This is a genomic window from Pseudomonas sp. PSE14 (genome assembly GCF_029203285.1).
Taxonomy (GTDB): Bacteria; Pseudomonadota; Gammaproteobacteria; order Pseudomonadales; family Pseudomonadaceae; genus Pseudomonas.
In genome coordinates, this window is the sequence record NZ_CP115669.1 from 801,891 (window position 1) to 826,676 (window position 24,786).

A 24,786-nucleotide genomic window follows, 5' to 3' on the forward strand; every position below is an offset into this window, starting at 1 on the left:
AAGCTCGCTCCTACAGGTAGAGCCGCTCAATGCGAGTGCGAGTCGAATCCGCCGCCCGCCAGCGCCATGTCCCAGAACGAGGCTTCGACCTTGTGCCCGTCCAGATCGCGGATGAAGCAGCCGTAGTAGGGATCGCCATAGAGCGGACGCGGGCCGGGGGCGCCTTCGTCGGTGGCGCCGGCGGCTATCGCCGCGCGGTAGAAGGCGTCCACTTCCTCGCGGGAGTTGGCCATGAAGCCGACGTGGGTGCCGTTGCCGACGCTGGCGGGTCGCCCGTCGATCGGTGTCTGTACCCAGAACTCCGGAAATTCGCGGCCGTAGGCCACGGCGCCGGGGTGTTCCATGATCGGCTGGCAGCCCAGGCTGGGCAGCACCGCGTCGTAGAACGCCTTGGCGCGGGCGTAGTCATTGGTGCCAATGGAAATGTGCGAAATGCAACTGGGCGGGTAGCTCGGTTGGTCGCTCACGGGGAGTCTCCAGTCAAAAGGCGGGAGGCTCCAGCGTAGAAGGCGAACGAACCGTTCGCCGTGGGGAAGTGTTGCCGATTGCTGCGGGCCTCAGGCCTCGCGCCCTTCGTTTTCCTCGCGCCCGGGGCCGAGGATGAAGATGCGGTAGGCCGCCACCGTCACCAGCAACTGGAAGAAACCGCTGAGCGAGTGCAGCAGCACGCCCAGGCCGGGCGAGTCCTGGGCGACCTGGCTGATCCAGCCCTCCGCCATCCAGACCGGCGCGAGGATCACCAGGGTGGTGGTGAGCAGCAGGAAGAAGTGCCCGGTGGTCAGGCGGAAGCTCTCGCGCATGGCGTCGATGGGCGAGTTGCCGCGCTGCACCAGGAGGAATTCGGAAAAGGTCATCTTGACCATGAAGAACAGTCCCGGCAGCACGTAGAGCGCCAGGCCCACCAGGATCAGCAGCGAGCTCAGCGCCGAGAGCAGGGCGAACGCCGGCCACAACCGCAGCGCCGCATTCCACAGCTCGCGGACTCCCCGCTCGCGCCCCTCGCCGGCATCGATCATGAAGAGAATCAGGCTGGCCGTGTACAGCGGATAGAACACCAGCCCGGCGGCCATGCCCCAGGGCGCGAAGTTCTGCGAGTCGACGTTGACGTCGATCTGCTGCTGGACCAGCGTTTCCACGATGATCCACGGCAGGCACAGCGGTAGCAGCGTGCCGATGTGACGGGTGAAGAAGAACCAGGTGTCGCGCAGGACTGAGATGGGATTCATCGGCATGGGAGACGGATCGACGGGCCTCGACTCTAACTTAAGCAAACCTTCAGTTGAAGGTAGGACATTTCCGTCACCGGAACTTGTTTTTTGCCGTCCCGATCCAATCTTCTGTTCAACACCCCGCTCACTCGAGGCCCGCCATGAATTCCGAAGAGCAATCCCTGATCGATGGTCTGTTCGCCCGCCTACGCGACGCCGAGGCGCAGACCGCGCCGCGCGACGCCCAGGCCGAGGCACAGATCAACCGGCATCTGGTGCAGCAGCCGGCGGCGCCTTATTACATGGCCCAGGCGATGCTGATCCAGGAAGCGGCGATCAAGCGCCTGGATCAGCGCGTCAAGGAACTGGAAGCCCAGGCGAAGGAGAGCCGTCCGAGCAGCGGCGGCTTCCTCGCCGGCCTGTTCGGCGGTGGCCAGAGCCAGGAGCCGCGCCCGGCGCAAACCCAGCAGCGCCCAGACGGCTGGGGGCAGACGCGTTTCTCCCAGCCCGGCGGCAGCGCCGGTTACGCCAGCAATCCCAACGACTTCCGCCCGGCCCAGCCTGCCCAGGCCGCGCCCCAGGGCGGCGGTTTCCTGCGCGGCGCGCTGCAGACCGCGGCGGGCGTGGCCGGCGGCGTGATGGTGGCGGACCTGCTGACCAGCATGTTCCACCACAACCAGCCGCAGGAAATCGTCGAGGTGATCCAGGAGCAGGCGCCGGTGCAGCCGGAGCCGTCGAACTTCGATGACTCGCTGGGCGAAGGCGATCGCTACGCCGACAACGGCGACAACTACAGCGATGGCGATGACACCAGTTTCTTCGACGACGACGGCGACATGTTCAGCTGATCGAGCCTGAGCTGTCCCGCCCGCCGGGACTGGCGGGGGGCGGGGCGCTGCGTCGATAATGCGCCCCCGCTGCTTTCGTTCCGGAGTTTTCGTTGAAGTCCATCGCCCTGTTCGCCGACGTGCAGAACCTCTACTACACCGTGCGTCAGGCCTACGGCTGCCACTTCAACTACGCGGCCCTGTGGGCCGAGCTGAGCGCCCAGGGCAGCATCGTCCAGGCTTACGCCTATGCCATCGACCGGGGCGATGCCAGGCAGCAGCAGTTTCAGCAGATCCTGCGCAAGCTCGGCTTCACCGTGAAGCTCAAGCCCTACATCCAGCGCGCCGATGGCTCGGCCAAGGGCGACTGGGACGTGGGTATCACCATCGACATTCTCGACGCCGCGCCCAAGGTAGACGAGATCGTCCTGGCCTCCGGCGACGGTGATTTCGACCTGCTGCTCGACCGCGTCCGTGCCGGCGGCACCGACGCCACCGCCTATGGCGTGCCGGGCCTCACCGCCCAGGCGCTGATCCGCGCGGCCAGCCGCTACGTGCCTATCGAAGGCGCGCTGCTGCTGCGTTCCTGACCCTTGCGGCTACAATGCCGCCCATTCCGATTCGTTTCTGCGAGCGCTCCATGACCTTCGCCACCCTCGGCCTGATCGATCCTCTCCTGCGCGCCCTCGACGGGCTCGGTTACCAGAACCCGACGGCGGTGCAGGCCCAGGCCATCCCCGCCGTGCTCAAGGGCCGCGACCTGCTGGCCGCCGCCCAGACCGGCACCGGCAAGACCGCCGGTTTCGCCCTGCCGCTGCTGCAGAAGCTGTTGCAGGAAGGCCCGCAGGTGGCGGCCAACTCCATTCGCGCGCTGGTGCTGGTGCCGACCCGCGAGCTGGCGGAGCAGGTGCACGAGAGCTTCCGCGCCTACGGCCAGCACGTGCCGCTGCGCACCGCCGTGGCCTACGGCGGGGTCAGCATCAACCCGCAGATGATGAAGCTGCGCAAAGGCGTCGACGTGCTGGTGGCGACTCCCGGCCGCCTGCTCGACCTCTATCGGCAGAACGCCCTGAAGTTCACCCAGCTCCAGGCCCTGGTGCTGGACGAAGCCGACCGCATGCTCGACCTGGGCTTCGCCCGCGAGTTGGATGAAGTCTTCGCCGCGCTGCCCAAGCGCCGGCAGACGCTGCTGTTCTCCGCGACCTTCTCCGACGCCATCCGCCAGATGGCGCGCAATCTGCTGCGCGACCCGCTGACCATCGACGTGGCGCCGCGCAACACGGCGGCCAGGACGGTGAAGCAGCATCTGGTCACGGTGGACAAGAAGCGCAAGGCTGAACTCTTCCTGCACCTGCTGCGCGAGCAGGGTTGGCGCCAGGCGCTGGTGTTCGCCAAGACCCGCAAGGGCGTCGACGAACTGGTCGGCCTGTTGCAGCAGGAGGGCATACGCGCCGACTCGATCCACGGCGACAAGCCGCAGCCGGCGCGCCTGCGCGCCCTGGCGCGGTTCAAGGCCGGCGAGGTGGACTTCCTGATCGCCACCGACGTCGCCGCCCGCGGCCTGGACATCGAGGAGATGCCGCTGGTGGTCAACTTCGACCTGCCCATCGTCCCCGAGGACTACGTGCACCGCATCGGCCGTACTGGCCGCGCCGGCGCCACGGGGCAGGCGATCTCGCTGGTCTGTGCTGACGAAGTACAGCAACTGGCGGCCATCGAGACGCTGATCGGCCAGACCCTTCAGCGCCGCGACGAGGACGGCTTCGAGCCCGACCACCGGGTGCCGGTCACCGCGCCGGGCGGCCAGGTGCTGAAGAAGCCGAAGAAGCCCAAGCAACCCAAGGTGCCGGACGGCAAGCAGGGCAAGGTGCACCTGGGCTCGCTGCTGGATGACAAGCCGCAGGTCAAGGCGGTGCGCAAGGCGCCGGGGTTCGGGCTCGGTGGTAAACCGGCCGGCGGCAAGCCCGTCGGCGGAAAGTCGTCTTCTGGCAAGCCGGGTGGCGGCAAGGGCGGTCGCCGCCCGTGAGCCGATAAGGCGCGCGCCTGCTCCATTGCGGTGCGAAGCAGGGGGCTGAGTCCGGGAAATTCGTGGCATTCGGCGGTGTGGCGCAAAAGCTGCATTTCCGTGTGGAATCCCGAACGCCTATAGTGTGCCCATCGCGCACACAACAAGAACGACAGCCCATGCGCCACAAGGAACTCAAAGCCTGGACCGGCGGAGTCGCCCATTTGCTCCCGCTGGCCCCCGGTCGTCCGCGTCTGCTCGGCCTCAGCCAATGGCTGCAACAGGTCTGCGCGGTGGATAACTTCGTGCTCTTCGTCTACGAAGGCAACCACCGGCCGCTGGACCTGTTCGACACCTTCCCGGCCGATGTCCGCCACGTCTATGTCGAGGACTACCAGGTCGGCCCCTACCTGCTCGATCCCTTCTACCTCGCCTGCACGCGCAACCAGGCACCGGGGCTATGGCGTCTGCGCCAGTTCGCACCGGACCACTTCTACCTGGGCGAGTACTACCAGACCTACTACCAGCAGACCGGCCTGACCGAGGAGATCGCCTTCTTCGTCGATCTGGCCGACGGCGCCACGGCGGTGCTCTCGCTGATGCGCAAGACCTCCAGCCCCGCCTACAGCCGCGACGAGATGCAGTTGCTGGAGTGCGCGCGCCCGGTGGTCGAGCAGGTGGTGCGCGAGGCCTGGGAGCTGCGGCGTGCGCAACCGCGCCCGGCGCAGGACCTGGACTACCAGATCCGTGAGGCCTTCGACCAGTTCGGCGCCCAGGTGCTCACCGCCCGCGAGCAGGAAATCGTCCAGCTGCTGCTGCGCGGCCACTCCAGCGCCTCGGTGGCGGAGCAGTTGGACATCAGCCCCGGCACGGTGAAGATCCACCGCAAGAACATCTACGCCAAGCTCGGTATCGGCAGCCAGTCGGAGCTGCTCGGGCTGTTCATCCGCGAGCTGGCGGGGCGGGATGCGGCGGGTGGGATGCTTGCGGTGGGCTAACCCGTAGGGCGTACAACCGTTCGCGGTTGTACGCCGATACACCTTGAGTCGTGACGGCTCCACGGCTGAGCCCGAAGTGCCCTGAAGCCGGCACCAGTGCCGGGACCGGAGTGCCCGGAAATCAAGGTCAAACGGCGTATAACGTCGAACGTTATACGCCCTACGCTCCGGACGACATTCGTGCCGTGCCTTCCGTCCTTCTGTAGGAGCGAGCTTGCTCGCGAACCGCCCAGCGTCGGAGTCATCGGGAAGTCTGTTCGCGAGCACGCTCGCTCCTACAGAAAAAAGCTCAATCCCGCCATCTATCCCCCGAGGGATATATACACCCCGAAAGCCCCATTGCTAGCGTGACCACCAACAAGAACAAAGTGGGAGCGCGGTGATGGAGAGCGGTCAGGACTTCGATATCGAATTCCGTAACGTGGTCAAGCGCTACGGCAGTGTGCCGGCGGTGAACGGCCTGAGCTTCAAGGTGAAGCGCGGCGCCTTCCATTCTTTCCTCGGCAGCTCCGGCTGCGGCAAGACCACCACCCTGCGGATGATCGCCGGCTTCGAGCAGCCCAGCGAAGGCGAGGTGCTGCTGGCCGGCAAGGCAGTGGCCGGCGTGCCGGCGCACCAGCGCCCGGTGAACATGGTGTTCCAGCACTACGCGCTGTTCCCGCACCTGACGGTAGCCGAGAACATCGCCTACGGCCTGCGCTACCGCACGCCGCGCCCGGACCGCGCGCAGCAGCGCCGCATGGCCGACGAGGCGCTGGAGATGGTGCGCCTGTCCGGCTTCGGTACGCGCAAGCCGCACGAGCTTTCCGGCGGCCAGCAGCAGCGCGTGGCGCTGGCTCGCGCGCTGGTGAACAAGCCCACCGTACTGCTGCTCGATGAGCCCTTGGCTGCGCTCGATCGCAAGTTGCGCAAGGAGATGCAGTCGGAGCTGCTGCGCTTGCAGCGCGAGGTCGGCATCACCTTCGTACTGGTCACCCATGACCAGGAAGAGGCGCTGTCGATGAGCGACAGCATCAGCATCATGAAGGACGGCCTGATCATCCAGACCGCCACCCCCGAAGCGCTCTACGAAACTCCGGCGAGCCGCTACGTGGCCGACTTCATCGGCGAATCCAACCTGTTCTCCGGTACCGTGCGCCGCTTCGAGGGCGAGCGTGTGGTGCTGAGCACCTCGGCTGGCTTGGAGTTGAGCAGCCCACCGACACCCACTGGCCCCTCGCTGGCGCCCCAGGCCGAGGGCTGCATCGCGGTGCGCCCCGAACTGGTCGGCATCGCCGCCGCCGATTCGGACCTGCCGCGCGACGTGCGCCTGAAGGGCCGTGTCGAGGACCGCATCTACCTGGGCAACCTCACCGAATACCGCGTGCGCACTGACGCCTTCGGCATCGTTTGCGTGCGCGTGCCACGCAAGGCCGGTGGTGAAGTCGAGGCGTTCGAGCACGGCGCGCCGGTGCAGGTCGGCTGGAACCAGGCCAGCGGCCTGGCCATGGCTCTGTGAATTCAACGATCCAACCATAACGACAATCAGCAGACAGGCGGGGAGTGACGATGGACAAGAAGAGCTTCATCAAGACGATGCGCAGCTGGGAGAACGGCTCCATCACGCGGCGCGAGTTCCTTGGCAAGACCGGCCTCGGGCTGGCGATGGCGGTGGTCGCCGCCAACACCCCCGGTCTGCTGACCGGCAAGGCCTATGCCGGCGAGAGCACCGCCATTGGCGACCGTCTGGCCCTGGCCACCTGGCCGAACTACCACAGCCAGGAAAACTTCGACGCCTTCGCCAAGGCCACCGGCGCGCGGGTGCAGATGAACGTGTTCGGCTCCAACGAGGAGATGCTCGCCAAGCTGCAGGCCGGCGGCAGCGGCTGGGACGTCTTCGTGCCGACCAACTACACCATCAGCACCTACGTGAAGCTCGGGCTGATCGAACCGCTGGACCTCTCGCGCATCCCCAACTTCGATCCCAAGGCCTTCCAGGAACGCTTCATGGCCCAGGGCACGGTGGACGGCAAGGTCTACGCGGTGCCGAAGAACTGGGGCACCACCGGCATCGTCTATGACGCCAGCAAGGTCAAGGGCAATCCGGATTCCTGGAAGCAGTTCTGGGACCTGACGCTGACCAGCGCCTCCGGCCGCACCATCGTCCACGACTACCAGCTCACCGCCATCGGCAACGCACTCAAGTACTACGGCTACAGCTTCAACTCGCTCGACCCGAAGGAGCTGGCCGAGGCCGAGAAGCTGCTGATCCAGGCCAAGCCGCACCTGTTCGCGATCAACTCCGACATCCAGCCTTCGCTGCGTAATGGCGACGCCTGGATGGCCATGGCCTGGACCGGCGACGCCTCCCAACTGCACCGCGACAACCCGGACATGACCTTCGTGCTGGGCAAGGAAGGCGGCGAGATCTGGAGCGACTTCTTCGCCATTCCCAAGGGCGCCGAGCACAAGGACGCCGCCTACGCGTTCATCAACTACCTACTCGACCCGCAGCACAACAAGCTGGAGGTGCTCGCCCACGGCTACCCGAGCGGGGACAAGCGCGTCGATGCGCTGCTCTCCCAGTCGATGCTCGACGACCCGATCATGTACCCGGCGGCCGAGCGTCTGGCGCCGCTGGAATTCGGCGCTGCGGCGACTCTCACCAGCCCGGCGCGCGCCGAACTGATGGCGCGGTTCAAGGCCGCCTGACGGGGGCTTCATGTAGGAGCGAGCTTGCGCGCGAACCCGCCCAGCTCCCGAGCTGCCGGGAAACTCATTCGCGAGCAAGCTCGCTCCTACAGGAGAGGGCTCCGAGCAACTCCTATGCGTAGGGAATCGAACATGAACATCGCTGTCAGCGCTCCGTTGCCGCAGACCCGGGCGGCCCCCACGGTCTCGCGCGCGAAAAGCCTCGGCCGTCGCGTCACCTTGCTGCTGCTCTTGCCGTCCACACTATGGTTCCTGCTGCTTCTGCTGATGCCGCTGGTGATCATCCTGGTCTTCAGCTTCGGCGAACGCAGCGCCGTGGGCGGCTACGGTGGCGGGCTGACGCTGGAGAACTACCTGAACCTCGGTTCCCGTGCCCAGGCCTTCTGGAACACCCTGACCCTGGCGCCGCTGGGCACCCTGGCCTGTCTGCTTGCGGCCTATCCACTGGCCTACTTCCTCGCGGTGAAGGTGCGGCGCAACAAGTCGCTGCTGCTCACGCTGGTGATCGTGCCGTTCTGGACCAGCTTCCTGATCCGCACCTACGCCTGGATCTTCATCCTCAGCGGCCGGGGCATCCCGGCGCTGCTGGAGAGCTTCGGCATCGCCGACGTGCGCCTGATCAACACGCCCTATGCGGTGCTGATCGGTATCGTCTACGGCTACCTGCCGCTGATGGTGTTCCCCATCTACGTGACCCTGGAGAAGCTCGACAAGCGCCTGCTGGAGGCCTCCGGCGACCTCGGCGCGAGCGCCTTCGAGACCTTCCGCCGGGTCACCCTGCCGCTGTCCGCGCCGGGGGTGATCACCGGGGTGATGCTGGTGTTCATCCTGCTCATGGGCGAGTTCCTGATCCCGGCGATCCTCGGCGGCGGCAAGGTGTTCTTCGTCGGTAACGCCCTGGTCGACCTGTTCCTGCAATCGCGCAACTGGCCCTTCGGCAGCGCGGTGGCGATGACCCTGGTGGCGATGATGCTGGTGATCATCGGCGTCTACCTGAAACTCGTGGCCCGCTTCGGCGGCTCGCGCAACGACGGGGTGCTCTGACATGTGGCTGCGCAGTTACTCCACCTCGGTCTACCTGTTCCTCTATGCGCCCATCGCGCTGATCATGCTCTTCGCCTTCAACGCAGGGCGCAGCGGCCTGAGCTTCCAGTGCTGCTCGGTACAGTGGTTCGGCCGCGCCTTCGGCAACCCGTTCATCATGGAAGCGCTGGGCAACAGCGCCATGATCGCCACCTGCTCGGCGCTGATCGCCACGCTGTTCGGCACTCTCGCGGTGTTCGGCCTGCAGCGGGTCGGCAAGCGTGTGCGCCTGTTGTTCGACGCGCTGACCTACTGCGCGATCATCGTGCCGGGCATCGTCATCGGCATCGCCACGCTGATCGCCTTCATCACCCTGTTCGACGTGATCAACCCGCTGTTGGCGCTGCTGGACATCGGCCTGCCGAAACTCAACATGGGCTTCGGCACCGTGGTGGCGGCGCACTCGCTGTTCACCATGGCGCTGGTGATGGTGATCGTTCGCACCCGCGTCGAAGCGATGGACAAGTCGCTGCTGGAAGCCTCCGCCGACCTCTACGCGCCGCCGCTGGACACCTTCTGGCGGGTGACCCTGCCGCAGATCGCCCCGGCCATCCTCGCCGGCTTCCTGCTGGCGTTCACCTTCAGTTTCGACGATTTCATCATCGCCTTCTTCGTCGCCGGCTCGGAAACCACGCTGCCGATCTACATCTTCTCGTCGATCCGCCGGGGCATCACGCCGGAGATCAACGCCATCTCCACGGTGATCATCTGCGCCTCCCTGGCGCTGCTGTTCACTTCCCGCTACCTGCAGAACCGCCGCACCGGCGTTCAGGCCGCCTGAGGGCCGACTTCTAGGAGACTCGAGGATGCGTGACCAGCTCTATATCAACGGGCAATGGGTCAGGCCGGACCTGGGTGGCAGTTTCACCAGCTTCGACCCGGCCAACGGCCAGGCACTGCGCGAAGTGCCGGCGGCCACCGAGGAAGATGTCGACCATGCGGTGCGCGCTGCGCGTACCGCGTTCAATCGCGGCTGGGGGCAGAGCCGTGGCAGCGAGCGCGCCGAGTGGCTGGAGGCGCTGGCCGGGGAGCTGGAACGCAACCAGGATTCGCTGGCGGAACTGGAAGTGCGCGACAACGGCAAGCCGCTGCCCGAGGCGCAGTGGGACGTGGCCGATGCCATCGGCTGCTTCCGCTACTACGCCGAGCTGGCGCGCGAGCTGGACGAGCGCCAGGATCAGGCTCTGCCCCTGCCCGACGAGCGTTTTCGCTGTCGTATCCGCCAGGAGCCGGTGGGCGTGGCGGGGCAGATCATTCCCTGGAACTATCCGCTGCTGATGGCAGCCTGGAAGGTCGCGCCGGCCCTGGCGGCGGGCGCCACCTGTGTACTCAAACCATCGGAACTGACGCCGCTGAGTGCGCTGGAACTGGCCGCCGCGGCGGACGCCGTGGGCCTGCCGGCGGGTGTGCTGAATGTGTTGCCGGGCCTCGGCGCGGACGCCGGCGGGCCGCTCAGCCAGCATCCGGGTGTGGACAAGCTGGCCTTCACCGGCAGCGTGCCGACCGGCTCGCGGATCATGTCGGCGGCGGCCCAGGACATCAAGAACGTCAGCCTGGAGCTGGGCGGCAAGTCGGCCTTCATCGTCTTCGACGACAGCGATGTCGAGGCGGCGGTGGAGTGGATTCTGTTCGGCATCTTCTGGAACCAGGGCCAGGTGTGCAGCGCCACCTCGCGCCTGCTGGTGCAGGAGGGCATCGCGCCGCGCCTGATCGAGCGCCTGGTGGAAGCGACCCGCGCGATTACCATCGGCAATGGCCTGGAGCCGGGCGTGCTGCTCGGCCCGCTGGTCAGCCAGGGGCAGCATGAGAAGGTGCTGGGGTTCGTCGAGAAGGGCAGCGTCGGTGGCGCCCGGTTGCTCACCGGCGGCAAGCGCCCGACGGGGCTGGACCAGGGCTGGTTCATCGAGCCTGCGATCTTCGACGAGCCGACCGAGGACGCGCTGATCTGGCGCGAGGAAATCTTCGGCCCGGTGCTCTGCGTGAAGCGCTTCAAGACCGAAGCCGATGCCCTGCGCCTGGCCAACGACAGCCGCTTCGGCCTGGCTGGTGCGGTGATGTCGGGCGACCCGCAGCGCGCTGCGCGGGTGGCTGATGGGCTGCGCGCGGGGATTGTCTGGGTCAATTGCTCGCAGCCTACCTTCACCCAGGCGCCCTGGGGCGGCATGAAACAGAGCGGCATCGGCCGCGAGCTGGGCGTGTGGGGACTGGAGAATTACCTGGAGGTGAAGCAGGTGACCGAGTACGTCTCGGAGCAGCCGTGGGGGTGGTACTTGAAGTAGGCGAGAGCGTAGGGCGAATAACGCCTAAGGCGTTATCCGCCGCGGTGTTCGGTGTGTCTGCGCCGCTTCGGCGTACTCGGATGTTTCTTGTTTCGCCCCCTCGGGCGAGTCACTTGTCCAAGCGCCGAAAAGTAACCAAAAGGCTTGCCCCTCCATCCGGTTTTTCGCTTGGGGCGAAAAATACCCTCGTCGAATCGAAGTTTCAGAGGCACGCTGCGAAGGGCCATTCCTGGCCCATCGCAGCTCTCGCGACATCCATGTCGCTCAACCCCTGAAACTTCAATTCAACGAGGCCTCCTGAAAGGGGCCGGCCGGAGTGATCGGATATTTCTCTGGAAGTCTTTAAGAGCGAGAGCCAGGGCGGAAGGTGCGCTCCCGTAGGAGAGACGGGGGCGCCTAGGCGTCCCCTCGATCCTACGAAGAGCCTTCCAGGCACTATGCCCAGGCAGGGCTCACAGCGGCCGCTGCATGTAGCGGTGGCTGGAGACGCCGGGCAGCGTCGAGGTGCGCTCGACCTGCACGTTGAAGCCGAGGCGCTCGTAGAGTGCCTGGGCCCTGGGATTGGCCACCGAGACATCCAGCGCCGCCATCGGCAGGCCGAGGTGGCGGCCTTGCTGCAGGAAATGGTCGATCAACTGGCTGCCCAGCCCTTCGCCGCGTAGGTCCGGGGTGACGCCCAGGTGCGCCAGGTACAGCGTGCGCCGGGGCGGCGGGCAGATGATCCGTTCCAGTTGCAGGCCGCGGACTATCACCCGCGGCGAGGCGAGCCCGAAGTAGCCGAGGATCTGCCGGGTCGCCGCGAGCATGTAGCCCAGGTTCACTTCGCCGCCGAACACCGTTCCCGCCGCCACCACCTCACCGTCCCGCTCACCGACCCAGTGCTGGCGCCAGCCGAACTGGCCACCGCCCTGGAGAAAGGCGTAGCGCAGGAAGTCCTGAGCGCTGTTGCGACCGGGGCGAGCGAAGGCGTAGTCGAAGGCGTCGGGGCCGGAGCTGTAGATCAGTGGGATGGTGGCGTCGACGTCGGCAGGGCAGGCACGGCGGAAGGTCAGTGGCATGCAGGCGACTCCTGGGTGGGAGTCTGCAATCTAGCACCATAGTTCCAGTTGTGCAGTGCTCAGTTTTCCCGCTGCAACCAGCGCAGGGCGCCGAGCCCGGCGGCGCGGCCACTGGCGAAGCAGGCAGTGAGCAGGTAGCCGCCGGTGGGCGCTTCCCAGTCGAGCATCTCGCCGGCACAGAACACGCCCGGCAGTGCCTTGAGCATCAGGTTTTCGTCCAGCGCCTCGAAGGTCACCCCACCGGCGCTGCTGATGGCCTCGTCCAGCGGACGGGTGCGAACCACGGTCAGCGGCAGGGCCTTGATCAGCGTGGCCAGGCGTTGCGGGTCGGCGTAGTCGGCGGCTGTGGACAACTCCCGCAGCAGCCCGGCGCGCACGCCGTCCAGACCGAGGCGGCCACGCAGGTGGTTGGCCATGGACTTGGAGCCGCGCGGCTGCGCTACGGCCTTCGCCACCTGCTCCTGGCTGCGGTTGGGCAGCAGATCGAGATGCACCGTGGCGCGGCCGTGCTGTTCGATGCACTCGCGGATCGCGGCGGACAGTGCATAGACCAGGCTGCCTTCGATGCCGCCGGCGGTGACTACGAATTCGCCTTGGCGGGGTTCGCTGCCGGCGATGGACATGGCTACCGGTTTGACCGGCGCGCCGGCGAACTTGTCGCGGAAGAACTCGCTCCAGCCCTCTACCTCGAAACCGCAGTTGGCTGGACGCAGCGGCGAGATATCCACAGCGCGCTCGGCCAGCAGTGGTACCCAGGCGCCGTCAGAGCCCAGGCGCTGCCAGCTGCCGCCGCCCAGGGCGAGCACGACGACGTCGGCGCTGACACTTCGCTGACCTTCCGGGCTGTCGACCAGCAGGGCGCCCTCGGCAGCCCAGCCCAGCCAGCGGTGGCGGGTGTGGATAACCACGCCGGCGTCGCGCAGGCGCTTGAGCCAGGCGCGCAGCAGCGGCGCGGCTTTCATGTCGGTGGGGAAGACGCGGCCCGAGGTGCCGACGAAGGTGTCGATGCCCAGGCCGTGAATCCACGCGCACAGCGCCTGGTTGTCGAAGGCATCGATCAGCGGCGCGAGGATTTGCGCGCGTTTCCCGTAGCGCGAGAGGAAAGGCTCGCGCGCCTCCGAATGGGTGATGTTCATGCCGCCCACGCCGGCCAGCAGGAACTTGCGCCCGACCGACGGCATGGCATCGAACAGCTCGACCTTCACGCCGGCGCCGGCCAGGATTTCGGCGGCCATGAGGCCGGCGGGGCCTCCGCCGATGATGGCAGCGGTACGAGGAGTGGGGGCTGGGGTGTGGGTCATGCGGTGGCCAGGCGGGAAGGTGCGATCGGGGCGCAATTCTAGCGCAGCGGCCTCGCCCGGCGGCTGAACATTTTCCAGCCAGTGCCGCGGAACGCCGGGCGCATCGGCGCTGCACGCGCTTTCCCGCAGCTTATCCACAGGCTGCTCCACAGTTGCCGTGGACAACCGCGGGCGTGCGGAGGGGCGCGGATCATCCACGGAAGCGGATCGCTCTGCCGTTCCGTGGTTCTCAGTTGGAGGTGATTACGAGAATTCCTACAAGGGATCGGGAGGGCGCCTAGTTCTGGCGCTTTTGTGAATCCATCAGCATGCCGGCCTGTTGCAAAAACGGTCCTGTCTGTCGATGAAAGTGCGTGATTATCTCCGTTCCCATGAAGCTCACCTGTGGAGTGAGGGCAACGATACCCGAGTGCGCGTCAATGGCGTCGATATCGTCATTCGACGGCTGCCCAGCGATGAGATTCGCGGCCTGTTGAACGAAGCCGTGGCGCACATGCTGGTGCGCCTGGAAAAGAACATCCGGCCATCGAAGCTGAAGTTCGAGCAGAAGCTGCTCGAACGTATCTCGCTGCAGGTGGCGTTGCACAACCTCTATGTGTTCACCAACTGGAGCCGCTTCCTGCCGCGTTATCTGGATTACTCCGGCCCGCTGCGGGCTCAGGAGCTGCTCAAGCACCATGTGCCGGAACAGGTGCTGGGCGTCTGCGAGAAGGTCTTTGGCGCGGATGCCCGGCAGCGTGCGGCGGTCCTGCTGGGGTTCTCCGAGCAGGAGCTGACGCGCTGGGAGCAGCAACGCCTGCCTTCGCGCATGTGCACCAACAACTCGCGCTACCGCGTGAGCTGAAACTCCCTCGCCACCCGGCTGGCGCTGTGGTGCAGGATGCCATGGCGCCGCGCCAGGGCCTGGCGGTCCTTGTCGTAGCCGCCGCCGATCACGCCGACCACCGGGATGTCGCTGGAAAGACAGCGGCGGATGACATGCTCGTCACGCGCGGCCAGCCCGGCATCGGTGAGTTGCAGGTAGCCCAGGGCGTCGTCCTTGTGCACGTCCACGCCGGCGTCGTAGAGCACGATGTCCGGCTGGTACAGCGGCAGCAGGTAGTCCAGCGCCTCCTCGACCACCTTCAGGTACTGGGCGTCGCCCAGGTGCAGCGGCAGGGGAATGTCCCAGTCGCTCTGCGCCTTGCGCGCGGGGAAGTTCTTCTCGCAATGCAGTGACACCGTCACCGCATCCGGCACGTTCTCCAGAATGCGCGCGGTGCCGTCGCCCTGGTGCACGTCGCAGTCGAAGATCAGCACGCGGTTGGCCTTGCCGCTTTCCAGCAGGTACAGGCTGATCACTGCCAGGTCGTTGAAGATGCAGAAGCCCGAGGCATGGTCGTAGTGCGCGTGATGCGTGCCGCCGGCCAGGTGGCAGGCCAGGCCGTGCTGCAAGGCCAGCTCCGCGCTCAGCACCGAGCCGCCGACCGCGCGTACGGTGCGACGGGCCAAGGCTTCGGTCCAGGGCAGGCCGAGGCGGCGCAGTTCCTCACGACTCATCTCGCCGCTGCAGTAGCGCTCGATGTAGGCGCGGTCGTGGGCCAGGGCGAGGATGTCCACCGGGCAGAGTTCCGGGCGCAGCAGTTCGGCATCGCCGACCAGCCCGCTGTCCACCAGATGGTCGCGCAGCAAGCGGAACTTCTCCATGGGGAAGCGGTGGTTGTCCGGGAACGGCGGACTGTAGTCGTCGTGGTAGACCAGGGGCAGTGGCATGGTGTCGGCAGATCGGAAGAGACACCACAGGTTACGTCGGCGGAGCGCGCAGACGAAAGGGCCGGCAGTGCGCCGGCCCTTTTGCGTTCAACCTTCGCTGGACAGTGCCGCGCCGCGGCGCTCGTTGCGACTGGTGGCCACCGCGACCGACCACAGCACGAAGCCGCCGATGGCCAGCAGGCTGCCGACCCAGCCCGGCGAGGTCCAGCCGTAGCCGGCCGCCAGGGCCAGGCCGCCCAGATACGGGCCGAGAGCATTGGCGAAGTTGAATGCCGAGTGATTCAACGCCGCTGCCAGTCCCTGGGCATCTTCGGCAACGTCCATCAGGCGGGTCTGCAGCACGGTGCCCAGGGCGCCGCCGAAGCCGACGAAGAACACGCAGATGGCGATGGTCCAGATGTTGCCGGCGGTGAACGGGAAGATCGCCAGCACCACCGCACTCCACACCAGCAGGCCGCCGGCGGTGGGCATCACGGCGCGGTCGGCGAGCACCGGGATGAACAGGTTGCCCAGGGTCATGCCGACGCCGAACACCGCCATCACCAGCGGCACGACACTCGGCGAGACGTGGGTGACGGCGCCGAGGATGTCGGCCAGGTAGGTATACACCGCGAACAGCCCGCCAAAGCCGATGGCGCCGATACCCAGGGTCAGCCAGACCTGCCCGCGCTTGAGCGCACCCAGCTCGCGCAGCGGGCTGGAGTCCGGCTCGGCCGGCGAGTACGGGGCGAACAGGCGCACGCAGATCATGGTGGCGACGCCCAGGGCGGCGACCAGGGCGAAGCTCCAGCGCCAGCCCACGGCCTGGCTCAGCCAGTTGGCCAGCGGCACGCCGATGATGGTGGCGACGGTGAGGCCGAGGAACATCCGCCCGACCGCCACGGTGCGCCGGTGCGGCGGCACCACGGAGGCGGCGACCAGCGCGGCGATGCCGAAGTAGGCGCCGTGGGGCAGGCCGCTGATGAAGCGGAACAGCAGCATCCAGTGGTAGGTCGGCGCCAGGGCGCTGAGTCCGTTGCCGGCGGCGAACAGCGCCATCAGCAGCACCAGCAGGGTGCGCCGCGGCAGGCGCGCGCCGAGCACCGCCAGCAGCGGCGCGCCGACGACCACGCCCAGGGCGTAGGCGCTGATCACGTGGCCGGCGGTCGGGGCATCGATGCCCAGGGCCGGGGCGAAGTAGGGCAGCAGGCTCATGGTGGCGAATTCGGTGGTGCCGATGGCGAAGCCGCCGACGGCAAGGGCGAAAAGCACCAGGGCCGTACTGCGTGGCAGTCCGGAGGTGGAGGTGGTCATGGGGTTTCCTTGGTCTTTTTCGAGGTGCGCCGTGGCGGCGCGGCTGTCTGCTCAGGGCACGGTCAAGGCAGTGACCGACAGCGAGGGAGCGACAAAAATACCAGAAGCGGGCGGGGCTGTGCTGAATCGATTGCGCTGGCCGGACGGACTGCGTCCGCCAGACACGTCTGCGGGTATCATGGGGCTCCCGATTAAAACCGAAGGCCCGTCGATGGATATCCCCAGCCTGACCACCGAGCGCCTGCTGCTGCGACCCTGGCGTGCCGCCGACCTGCCGGCTTTCGCCGCGCTGAACGCCGACGCCGAGGTGATGCGGCACTTCCCCGCCTGCCTGAGCCGCGAGGACAGCGACCTGCTGGCCGCGCGCATCCTGCTGCACTTCGACGAGCACGGCTTCGGTCAGTGGATTGTCGAGCGCCGCGAGGACGAAGCGTTCATCGGTGTGCTCGGGTTGGCGCGAGTGTCCTTCGACGCACCCTTCACCCCGGCGGTGGAAATCGGCTGGCGCTTCAATGCCGCTTATTGGCGTCAGGGGTACGCGCTGGAAGCGGCCCGCGCGGCGCTGGCGTTCGCCTTCGAGCGACTGGGGCTGGATGAAGTGGTGGCCTTCACCGTGCCGGCCAACCTGCCGTCCCAGGGACTGATGCAGCGCCTGGGCATGCAGCGCGATGAGGCCGCTGACTTCGAACATCCGCGCCTGCCGGAAGGCCACGCGTTGCGTCAGCACGTGCTGTACCGAATCCGCCGGAAAGATGCGGTATGACTCCTGAAGACGGCGTGCGCGCCTACCACGAACTGAGCCGGCACCGTCCGGAGCGCTTCGCCCCCGGCCCCGGCCAGCTCGATTGGGCGACCCAGCCGGCGCCGTTTCGCCGCTATGCCGGTGCTCGCCTCATCGAACTGCTGCACCGGCCGCAGGAGGAATCGCCCGGCTACGACCAGGTGTTCGCCGGGCCCATCGGTCAGCCGGCGCCGCTGAGTCTCCAGGGCGTCTCGCAGCTGCTCTACGACAGCCTGGCGATCTCCGCCTGGAAAGAGGCCGGTGGCAGTCGCTGGGCGCTGCGGGTCAATCCGTCCAGTGGCAACCTGCACCCGACCGAAGCCTATCTGCTGCTGCCTTCCGGGGCTGTGGATAACGCCGCGCTGCTGGCGCACTACAGTGCCGGCGAGCATGTGCTGGAGGTGCGCGCCGAGCTGCCCGCGCCCCTGGCCGAGCAACTGGACGCCGCGCTGCCCGCCGGCGGCTTCCTGCTGGCGCTGGCCAGCATTCCCTGGCGCGAGGCCTGGAAGTACGGCGAGCGCGCCTACCGCTACTGCCATCACGACCTTGGCCACGCGCTGGCCTGCCTGAGCATCGCTGCGGCGATCCAGGGCTGGGAGGTTCGCCTGCTGCGAGGCGTGGCCGAGTCGCGGCTGGATGCGCTGATCGGCCTGGACCGCGAAGGCTTCAGCGAACGCGAATGCGCCGACGCGCTGCTGTGGATCGGTTCGGCGCAGGCGGCCGAGTTCCCATTGCCGGAGCCCCTGCTCAAGGGGCTCGTCGAACTGCCGCTGGCCGGCGTGCCGAATCGCCTGTCGCGGGATTATCGGCACTGGCCGGAGCTGGAGCGCGTGCATCACCTGTGTCGCGCGCCGATGTTGCCCGCGCGCCAATGGCGCGCCGCGAAAGCCGATCCGGCTGTGGATAACCCCGGCCTGCCGCTGCGCCCGATCCTGCATCGCCGGCGCAGCGCGCAGTCCATGGATGGCCGCAGCGGTATTCAGGCTGAGCTGCTGTATGCCTGGCTGCGCCGCCTGTTGCCGGAGCGCTCGCCGGTGCCGTTCGCCTGCACGGGAGAGCCGACGCGCATCGACCTGCTGCTGTTCGTCCACCGCGTTCAGGGCCTGGAGCCGGGGCTGTACTGGCTGGGCCGCAGTGGTCGCTCGCCGGGCGGGTTGCGTGAGGATTACCTGTGGCAGCCGGTGACGGAGAGCGGTGTGCCGCTGTACCGCCTGCTGTCCGGCGATGCGCGCGGGCTGTCGGCCTTCCTGTCCTGCGGGCAGGACATCGCTGGCGACGGCTGCGTCGCCTTCGCCATGCTCGCTGATCTCGACGCCGCGCTGGCCGAGGGCGCCTGGGCCTATCCGCGCCTGTACTGGGAAGCCGGGCAGGTCGGCCAGCTGCTCTACCTGGAAGCCGAGGCGGCGGGCCTGTCGGGCACCGGCATCGGCTGCTATTTCGATCCGGCGCTGGACGAATTGCTCGCTGGCGGTCCGGACTGCCCGGTCAGCCTCTATCATTTCACTATCGGCCGCGCGGTCTGGGATGAACGCCTCACCAGCCTTCCTGCCTACAGCGCGCCACGCCGACCCCCACTTCAGCAAGACCGCAATTGAGGAAACAACGCGCATGACCCAGATCCTGGACAACCTGGTGGCTCTGCTGAGCCTGGAACAGATCGAAGAGAACCTGTTCCGCGGCATGAGCCAGGACCTCGGGTTCCGCCAGCTCTACGGCGGGCAGGTGCTCGGCCAGGCGCTGTCGGCGGCCAGCCAGACCGTCGACCCCGAGCGCCACGTGCACTCGATGCACGGTTACTTCCTGCGTCCGGGCGACGCCAGCAAACCCGTCGTCTACCAGGTCGACCGCGTGCGCGACGGCGGCACCTTCAGCACCCGCCGCGTCACCGCGATCCAGAAGGGCCAGCCGATCTTTGCCCTGAGCACCTCGTTCCAGACCGACGAAGGGGGCTTCGAACATCAGATCACCATGCCCGACGTGGTCGGCCCGGAGAACCTGCCGACGGACCTCGAGCTCAAGCAGCGCAGCGCCCAGCAGTTCCCCGAGCGCATCCGCGACAAGCTGCTGTACCCCAAGCCCATCGAAATCCGCCCGGTCACCCAGAACGACCCTTATGACCCGGTGGTCGGCGAGCCGATCAAGTACCTCTGGCTGCGCGCCGACGGCAAGCTGCCGGACGTGCCGGCGCTGCACAAGTACATCCTCGCCTACGCCTCGGACTTCGGCTTCCTCACCACCTCGCTGCTGCCCCATGGCCGCTCGGTGTGGCAGAAGGACATGCAGGTCGCCACCATCGACCATTCCGTGTGGTTCCACCGCGACCTGCGCGCGGACGAGTGGCTGCTCTACGCCATCGACAGTCCCTGGGCCGGCAATGGCCGTGGCTTCGTTCGCGGCAGCGTGTTCAACCGTGACGGCCAATTGGTCGCTTCGGCGACCCAGGAAGGCCTGATCCGCCACCGCGAGGATTGGTCGTGAGACTCGACGAGATACGCCACTGGGTGTTCGACATGGACGGCACCCTGACCCTGGCGGTGCACGATTTTCCGGCGATCAAGCGGACCCTGGGCATTCCCCAGGAGCACGACATCCTCTCCCATCTCGCGGCACTGCCGGAGGACGAGGCGGCGGCCAAGCACGCCTGGCTGCTGGAGCACGAGCGCGAGCTGGCGGAGGCCTCCACCGCAGCGCCCGGTGCGGTGGCGCTGGTGCGGGCGCTGCATGGCGCGGGCTATCGCCTGGGTATCCTGACCCGCAATGCCCATGAGCTGGCGCTGATCACTCTGGAGGCCATCGGCATTGGCGATTGCTTCGCCGCCGAGGATGTTCTCGGCCGTGGCGAGGCTGATCCGAAGCCCAGCCCGGACGGCTTGCTGCGTTTGGCGTCGCGTTGGGATGTGGCGCCGCAGCGGATGCTGATGGTCGGCGACTATCGCTTCGATCTCGACTGCGCCCGCGCGGCCGGGGCGCACAGTGCGCTGGTGAACCTGGCCGACAACCCCTGGCCGGAACTGACCGACTGGCACGCGCAGGATTGCGCGGAGCTGGGGCGGATGGCGGGGCTCCTCTCTTAAGCTCGCTCCTATGCGGGTACGCGAGCAATGGTTAGGCGCCCCCCAGCGGCTCGGCATGCCCCGGTCTATCTGTGCACGCCGAACCTGTAGGAGCGAGCTTGCTCGCGAACAGCCCTCTGCACCGATGCTCCCTGTAGGAGCGGACTTTGTCCGCGATTCGCGGGCATGGCCCGCTCCTACGATGTCGGGGAACGTCGAGCCGTAGGATGGGTGGAGCCTAGGCGATACCCATGCGGTCTATACAGGGGCTGATGGGTATCGCTTCGCTCCACGCCATCCTACAAAAGCACTACGCCTTACAACTCCGGCGTCCAGGTCACCGCCAGCAGCGCGGTGCGGCCTGGCTCCTGGTACGGGCGCGCTTCGCCCATGAAGTCCATCGGGCTGGTCGGGCGCAGGTAGTCGCCCAGGGCGTAATTGCGGTCCAGGGCGTTATCCAGCTTCAGGTCGAAGCGAATCTCATCGCTGGCCAGCCAGCTGGTGCGCAGGTCGAGCACGCCGTAGCCGGCGAGTTCTCGCGTGTTGGCCGCGTCGTCATAACGCTGGCTGACCGCGCGCCAGGAGCCGCCGACGCCGTAGGCGCCGAACTGGCGGTCGAGGTCCAGGCTCAGGGTGCGGCGCGCACGCGTGGGCAGGGTGTGGCCGGTGTCGCGATCGCGCGGGTCGATCAGGCTCAGGCCGAGGTTCGCCTGCCAGCCCAGGACCTCGCGGGCGACGCTGGCCTCGAAGCCATTGATGCGCGCCTTGGCGATGTTCTCCGGCTGGTTGCTGGTGCTGTCCCAGGCGATCAGGTCGTCGACGTCGGTGCGGTACAGCGAGGCTTCCAGGTGGGTGCCGGAAAAATCGCCGCGCCATTGCAGCTCGTAGGTCTTCGAGGTCTCGGGCTTGAGGTTGGGGTTGCCGGCGCCGGGGTAGTAGAGGTCGCTGAAGGTCGGCGCACGGAAGCCTTCGCCGTAGCTGGCGATCCAGCTCTGGTTGTCGCCCACCGGCAGGCTGAAGGCGGCGTTCCAGCTGTTCTGGGTGCCGTAGACCTGGTTGTCGTCGTGGCGCAGGCCCAGTTCGGTGCCGAAATGTTCGCCCTTGAAGCTGTGCTGGGCGAAGAAGGCGTGGTTCTCGCGCCGGTCCTGGGCGAACTCGGTGCTGCCTTCGACCCGGTCTTCGTACCAGTCGGCACCCAGGGCGAGCTGGTTGGCGGCGTCCAGTTGCAGGCGGTTGATCCAGCCGGCCGAGTGGCGGGTGGTTTCCAGGGTGCCGTTGTTCCAGCTGTCGGCGGCGCCCACGGCCTTGTTGCGGTCGAAGCTGCGGCCCAGTTCCAGGCGGCTGTTCCAGATGTCGGTGAGCTGGCCTTCGAGGTAGCCGCTGTAGCTGCTGACGCGGAATTCGTCGCGCGGCAGGCCCGGCTCGAAGTTGTAGGCGTCGTCGTATTCGTTCTTGCCGCGCTGGTCGTTGAGGTTCAGGCCGGCCTTCCAGTCCTCGTTGAAGCGGTGGTCGAGGTTCAGGTGCACGGCCTTGTTGCGCTGGGCGTCGTCGTCGCTGTCGGCGCCGACGTTGTCGCTGGTGCGGTCCCAGCCATCGCTCTCGTCGAGGCTGCCGCCCAGGTTGAAGGTGGTGCGCTCGTCGCCGCCGGAGAGATTCACGCTGCGTTCGAAGGTGCCGTGGCTGCCGGCCGCCAGGCGCAGTTCCGGGTGCAGCCCGGCCTCGCCACGGCGGGTGAAGATCTGGATCACGCCGCCGATGGCGTCGGCGCCGTACAGCGACGAGCGTGGACCGCGGGTCACTTCCACGCGCTCGATGTTGTCGATGCTCAGGTAGTCCAGGCGGGCGATGCCGGTGCTGGCCGAGGCGACGCGCTGGCCGTCGACCAGGACCAGCGTCTGCGCGGTGCTGGTGCCGCGAACGGAGTAGGAGACCACCCCGCCGGAGCTGCCCATCTGCACGCCGGGTACGCGCTTGAGCAGTTCGGGCACGCTGCGTACCTGCAGACGTTCGATGTCCTTGCGGGTGAATACGCTGTTGGCGGCGGTGGCCTGGGCGCGCGGCTGGACGTGGCGGCCGGAGGTGATCACCAGGGCGGGCATGGCGTAGACGTCGCCGGTCGGAACGGCGGCATCGGCGAAGGCCAGGCCGGGCAGCAGGCCGGTGGCCAGGGCGAGTCGGGTCAGTTTCATGGATCGTCCTCAAAAGCGGTCGGATGACTTTCGAGGAGGGCGTGGCAAGGGCGGCGGGCCGCGCTTGACGGTGCGGCCCTCCGCAACACCTGTCGGGGCGTACGAGGGCGGTCTCCGGGCTGCCGACACTCACGTCTGCGGCCTTCCCATGCGGATGCACAGTGGCGGTTCGCAGCGCGGCAGGCCGGGGCCTGCGGTCGGTTACCGTTGCGGGGGCAGCGCAGGTCTTTCACCTGCTTCCCGTTACCTCGAACGAAAACGGGCGCACCTTAGTCGGTGCGCCCGTCACTGGCAATACTCCGGGAGAGGCATGCGCTCAGCGGTTGCCGAGCGCCTCCAGGCGAGCGCTCACCGAGCGTTCGATGCCGGCAGCGTCAAGACCGCACTCGGCGAGCATCTGCGCGGGCTTGGCGTGCTCGACGTAGTAGTCCGGCAGGCCCAGGTGCAGGATCGGCTGCAGGATGTTCTCGCGGGCGAGGAATTCGCTGACGGCGGCACCGGCGCCACCCATCACGGCGTTTTCCTCGAGGGTCACCAGCAGGTCGTGGCTGGCGGCCAGCTGGCGTACCAGTTCCTCGTCCAGCGGCTTGACGAAGCGCATGTCGGCGACGGTGGCGTCGAATTGCTCGGCGACTTTCAGCGCCTCGGCCAGTTGCACGCCGAACACCAGGAAGGCGACCTTGCCGGCCTTGCCTTCGCGGCGCACCACGCCCTTGCCGATCTCGACCGGTTCCAGCGCCGCCTCGATGGGGGCGTTGGGGCCGGTGCCGCGCGGGTAGCGCACCGCCGCCGGGCCTTCGAAGTGATGGCCGGTGGTGAGCAGCTTGCGCAGTTCGTTCTCGTCGCTGGGGGTCATCACCAGCATGCCGGGGATGCAGCGCAGGTAGGACAGGTCGAAGCTGCCGGCGTGGGTCGGGCCGTCTTCGCCCACCAGACCGGCGCGGTCGATGGCGAACAGCACGTCGAGGTTCTGCACCGCGACGTCATGGATCAGCTGGTCGTAGCCGCGCTGCAGGAAGGTGGAGTAGATCGCCACCACGGGCTTGGCGCCGTCGCAGGCCATGCCGGCCGCCAGGGTCACGGCGTGCTGCTCGGCGATGGCGACGTCGAAGTAGCGGTCCGGGAATTTATCCGCGAAGGCCACCAGGTCCGAGCCTTCCTTCATTGCCGGGGTGATGCCGACCAGGCGCGGGTCCTGGGCGGCCATGTCGCACAGCCACTGGCCGAACACGCTGGAGTACTTGGGACCGGATGGCTTCTTCGGCTCCGCCGGGGCCTTGATCGGCTCCAGCTTGGTAATGGCGTGGTAGCCGATGGGGTCGATCTCGGCCGGGCCGAAGCCTTTGCCCTTCTTGGTCACCACGTGGAGGAACTGCGGGCCGTCCAGGTCGCGCATGTTGCGCAGGGTGGCGATCAGGGTCGGCAGGTCGTGGCCGTCGATGGGGCCGACGTAGTTCCAGCCCAGCTCCTCGAACAGGGTGCCGGGGACCAGCATGCCCTTGGCATGTTCCTCGACCTTGCGCGCGATCTCCCAGGCGCCCGGCAGGCGCGAGAGGATCTTCTTGCTGCCCTCGCGCATGCTCGAATAGGTGCGGCTGGAGATGATCTTGGCCAGGTAGTTGGACAGGCCGCCGACATTCTTGGAGATCGACATGTCGTTGTCGTTGAGGATCACCAGCATGTTGGCCTTCACGTCCGACGCGTGGTTGAGCGCCTCGAAGGCCATGCCGGCGGTCAGTGCGCCGTCGCCGATCACCGCCACCGACTTGCGGCCCGAGCCCTGCATACGCGCGGCGATGGCCATGCCCAGCGCGGCGCTGATGGAGGTGCTGGAGTGGCCGACGCCGAAGGTGTCGTACTCGCTCTCCGAGCGGCGCGGGAAGGCGGCCAGGCCGTCCTTCTGGCGCAGGGTGCCCATGCGCTCGCGGCGGCCGGTGAGGATCTTGTGCGGGTAGGCCTGGTGGCCGACGTCCCACACCAGGCGGTCGTCGGGGGTGTCGAAGACGTAGTGCAGGGCGACCGTCAGCTCGATCACGCCGAGCCCGGCGCCGAAATGGCCGCCGGTCTGGCCGACGCTGTACAGCAGGTACTGGCGCAGTTCGTCAGCGAGGGTCAGCAGCTCCGCTTCGCCCAGCCGGCGCAGTTCGACCGGCGTGCTGGCGCGGTCGAGCAGGGGCGTGGCGGGGCGCTCGCGGGGAATCTCGTGGAACGTCGTGGGCATCAGGCTGATCGTTATGAGAAGGCAAAAGATGCGGGAGTTTACCTGAT

22 protein-coding genes and 1 riboswitch are annotated in these 24,786 nt (G+C 67.4%); of the genes, 14 read left to right on the forward strand and 8 right to left on the reverse strand.

All coding sequences use genetic code 11. From position 1 onward, the window contains the following. Positions 1-26 precede the first annotated feature (26 nt). Both O6P39_RS03805 and O6P39_RS03810 read right to left on the reverse strand, forming a co-directional pair. A complete protein-coding gene (locus O6P39_RS03805; RefSeq protein ID WP_275610098.1) occupies positions 27-467 on the reverse strand; it encodes a VOC family protein in 441 nt (146 codons plus the stop codon). A 90-nt stretch (positions 468-557) separates the two neighbouring features. Continuing rightward, positions 558-1,226 (reverse strand): YciC family protein, encoded by a 669-nt coding sequence (locus O6P39_RS03810; protein ID WP_345774674.1) that lies wholly within the window; start codon positions 1,224-1,226, stop codon positions 558-560. Between the two features lie 143 nt (positions 1,227-1,369). Here O6P39_RS03810 and O6P39_RS03815 point away from each other — a divergent pair, with 143 nt between their 5' ends. The 9 genes from O6P39_RS03815 (at position 1,370) to O6P39_RS03855 (ending at position 11,091) form a co-directional block, all read left to right on the forward strand. Beyond that, entirely contained in the window at positions 1,370-2,056 is a 687-nt protein-coding gene (locus O6P39_RS03815) for a DUF2076 family protein (RefSeq protein ID WP_275610100.1), read from the forward strand. A gap of 92 nt (positions 2,057-2,148) precedes the next feature. Next, entirely contained in the window at positions 2,149-2,625 is a 477-nt protein-coding gene (locus O6P39_RS03820; protein WP_275610101.1) for an NYN domain-containing protein, read from the forward strand. Between the two features lie 50 nt (positions 2,626-2,675). Beyond that, positions 2,676-4,061 carry a DEAD/DEAH box helicase gene (locus tag O6P39_RS03825; protein ID WP_275610102.1) on the forward strand — a complete coding sequence of 462 codons (1,386 nt, stop codon included), beginning with the start codon at positions 2,676-2,678 and terminating at the stop codon, positions 4,059-4,061. A 158-nt stretch (positions 4,062-4,219) separates the two neighbouring features. Further along, the gene (locus O6P39_RS03830; protein ID WP_275610103.1) at positions 4,220-5,038 is read left to right on the forward strand and encodes a LuxR C-terminal-related transcriptional regulator; all 819 of its coding nucleotides are present in this window, start codon (positions 4,220-4,222) and stop codon (positions 5,036-5,038) included. Between the two features lie 382 nt (positions 5,039-5,420). Next, positions 5,421-6,536 carry an ABC transporter ATP-binding protein gene (locus tag O6P39_RS03835; RefSeq protein ID WP_275610104.1) on the forward strand — a complete coding sequence of 372 codons (1,116 nt, stop codon included), beginning with the start codon at positions 5,421-5,423 and terminating at the stop codon, positions 6,534-6,536. A 50-nt stretch (positions 6,537-6,586) separates the two neighbouring features. Beyond that, positions 6,587-7,729 carry a spermidine/putrescine ABC transporter substrate-binding protein gene (locus O6P39_RS03840; RefSeq protein ID WP_275610105.1) on the forward strand — a complete coding sequence of 381 codons (1,143 nt, stop codon included), beginning with the start codon at positions 6,587-6,589 and terminating at the stop codon, positions 7,727-7,729. Positions 7,730-7,861: 132 nt separating this feature from the next. Beyond that, entirely contained in the window at positions 7,862-8,773 is a 912-nt protein-coding gene (locus tag O6P39_RS03845) for an ABC transporter permease (protein ID WP_275610106.1), read from the forward strand. Position 8,774: 1 nt separating this feature from the next. Further along, on the forward strand, positions 8,775-9,593 hold the full coding sequence (locus tag O6P39_RS03850) for an ABC transporter permease (protein WP_275610107.1): 819 nt from the start codon (positions 8,775-8,777) through the stop codon (positions 9,591-9,593). A 25-nt stretch (positions 9,594-9,618) separates the two neighbouring features. Next, a complete protein-coding gene (locus O6P39_RS03855; protein ID WP_275610108.1) occupies positions 9,619-11,091 on the forward strand; it encodes an aldehyde dehydrogenase family protein in 1,473 nt (490 codons plus the stop codon). Between the two features lie 452 nt (positions 11,092-11,543). Here the strand turns inward: O6P39_RS03855 and O6P39_RS03860 are convergent, their stop codons facing one another. Together O6P39_RS03860 and O6P39_RS03865 are read right to left on the reverse strand one after the other, a co-directional pair. Then, the gene (locus tag O6P39_RS03860) at positions 11,544-12,149 is read right to left on the reverse strand and encodes a GNAT family N-acetyltransferase (protein ID WP_275610109.1); all 606 of its coding nucleotides are present in this window, start codon (positions 12,147-12,149) and stop codon (positions 11,544-11,546) included. A gap of 59 nt (positions 12,150-12,208) precedes the next feature. Continuing rightward, positions 12,209-13,384, reverse strand: a complete 1,176-nt coding sequence (locus O6P39_RS03865) for a TIGR03862 family flavoprotein (RefSeq protein WP_275610110.1) — start codon at positions 13,382-13,384, stop codon at positions 12,209-12,211. 475 nt (positions 13,385-13,859) lie between these two features. On the opposite strand from O6P39_RS03865, the gene O6P39_RS03870 reads away from it, so the two are divergent. Next, positions 13,860-14,294 carry a hypothetical protein gene (locus O6P39_RS03870; protein ID WP_275610111.1) on the forward strand — a complete coding sequence of 145 codons (435 nt, stop codon included), beginning with the start codon at positions 13,860-13,862 and terminating at the stop codon, positions 14,292-14,294. Here O6P39_RS03870 and O6P39_RS03875 read toward each other — a convergent pair. Continuing rightward, positions 14,279-15,202, reverse strand: a complete 924-nt coding sequence (locus tag O6P39_RS03875) for a histone deacetylase (RefSeq protein WP_275610112.1) — start codon at positions 15,200-15,202, stop codon at positions 14,279-14,281. The two genes, O6P39_RS03870 and O6P39_RS03875, sit on opposite strands and share 16 nt — an antisense overlap. Positions 15,203-15,289: 87 nt before the next feature. Beyond that, positions 15,290-16,495: an MFS transporter gene (locus tag O6P39_RS03880; protein ID WP_275610113.1), complete on the reverse strand. Its 1,206-nt coding sequence runs from the start codon at positions 16,493-16,495 to the stop codon at positions 15,290-15,292. A gap of 211 nt (positions 16,496-16,706) precedes the next feature. Here O6P39_RS03880 and O6P39_RS03885 point away from each other — a divergent pair, with 211 nt between their 5' ends. From O6P39_RS03885 to O6P39_RS03900, 4 genes are read left to right on the forward strand one after another with little or no spacing between them, the layout of a single operon-like run. Next, positions 16,707-17,258 (forward strand): GNAT family N-acetyltransferase, encoded by a 552-nt coding sequence (locus O6P39_RS03885; protein ID WP_275610114.1) that lies wholly within the window; start codon positions 16,707-16,709, stop codon positions 17,256-17,258. Then, a complete protein-coding gene (locus O6P39_RS03890; RefSeq protein ID WP_275610115.1) occupies positions 17,255-18,871 on the forward strand; it encodes a nitroreductase family protein in 1,617 nt (538 codons plus the stop codon). The genes O6P39_RS03885 and O6P39_RS03890 overlap by 4 nt, the downstream gene beginning before the upstream one ends. 13 nt (positions 18,872-18,884) lie before the next feature. Further along, positions 18,885-19,754, forward strand: coding sequence for an acyl-CoA thioesterase II (gene tesB / locus O6P39_RS03895; RefSeq protein ID WP_275610116.1), 870 nt, complete (start codon positions 18,885-18,887; stop codon positions 19,752-19,754). Continuing rightward, positions 19,751-20,350, forward strand: coding sequence for an HAD family hydrolase (locus O6P39_RS03900; RefSeq protein WP_275610117.1), 600 nt, complete (start codon positions 19,751-19,753; stop codon positions 20,348-20,350). Before tesB ends, O6P39_RS03900 begins: the two co-directional genes overlap by 4 nt. Positions 20,351-20,646: 296 nt before the next feature. Here O6P39_RS03900 and O6P39_RS03905 read toward each other — a convergent pair whose 3' ends face one another. Together O6P39_RS03905 and dxs are read right to left on the reverse strand one after the other, a co-directional pair. Next, positions 20,647-22,518, reverse strand: a complete 1,872-nt coding sequence (locus O6P39_RS03905) for a TonB-dependent receptor (RefSeq protein ID WP_275610118.1) — start codon at positions 22,516-22,518, stop codon at positions 20,647-20,649. Between the two features lie 87 nt (positions 22,519-22,605). Next, a riboswitch (cobalamin riboswitch) is annotated at positions 22,606-22,806 on the reverse strand. 28 nt (positions 22,807-22,834) lie between these two features. Next, complete coding sequence (gene dxs, locus O6P39_RS03910; RefSeq protein ID WP_275610119.1) at positions 22,835-24,739, reverse strand: 1-deoxy-D-xylulose-5-phosphate synthase; 1,905 nt, start codon at positions 24,737-24,739, stop codon at positions 22,835-22,837. Positions 24,740-24,786: the final 47 nt, after the last annotated feature.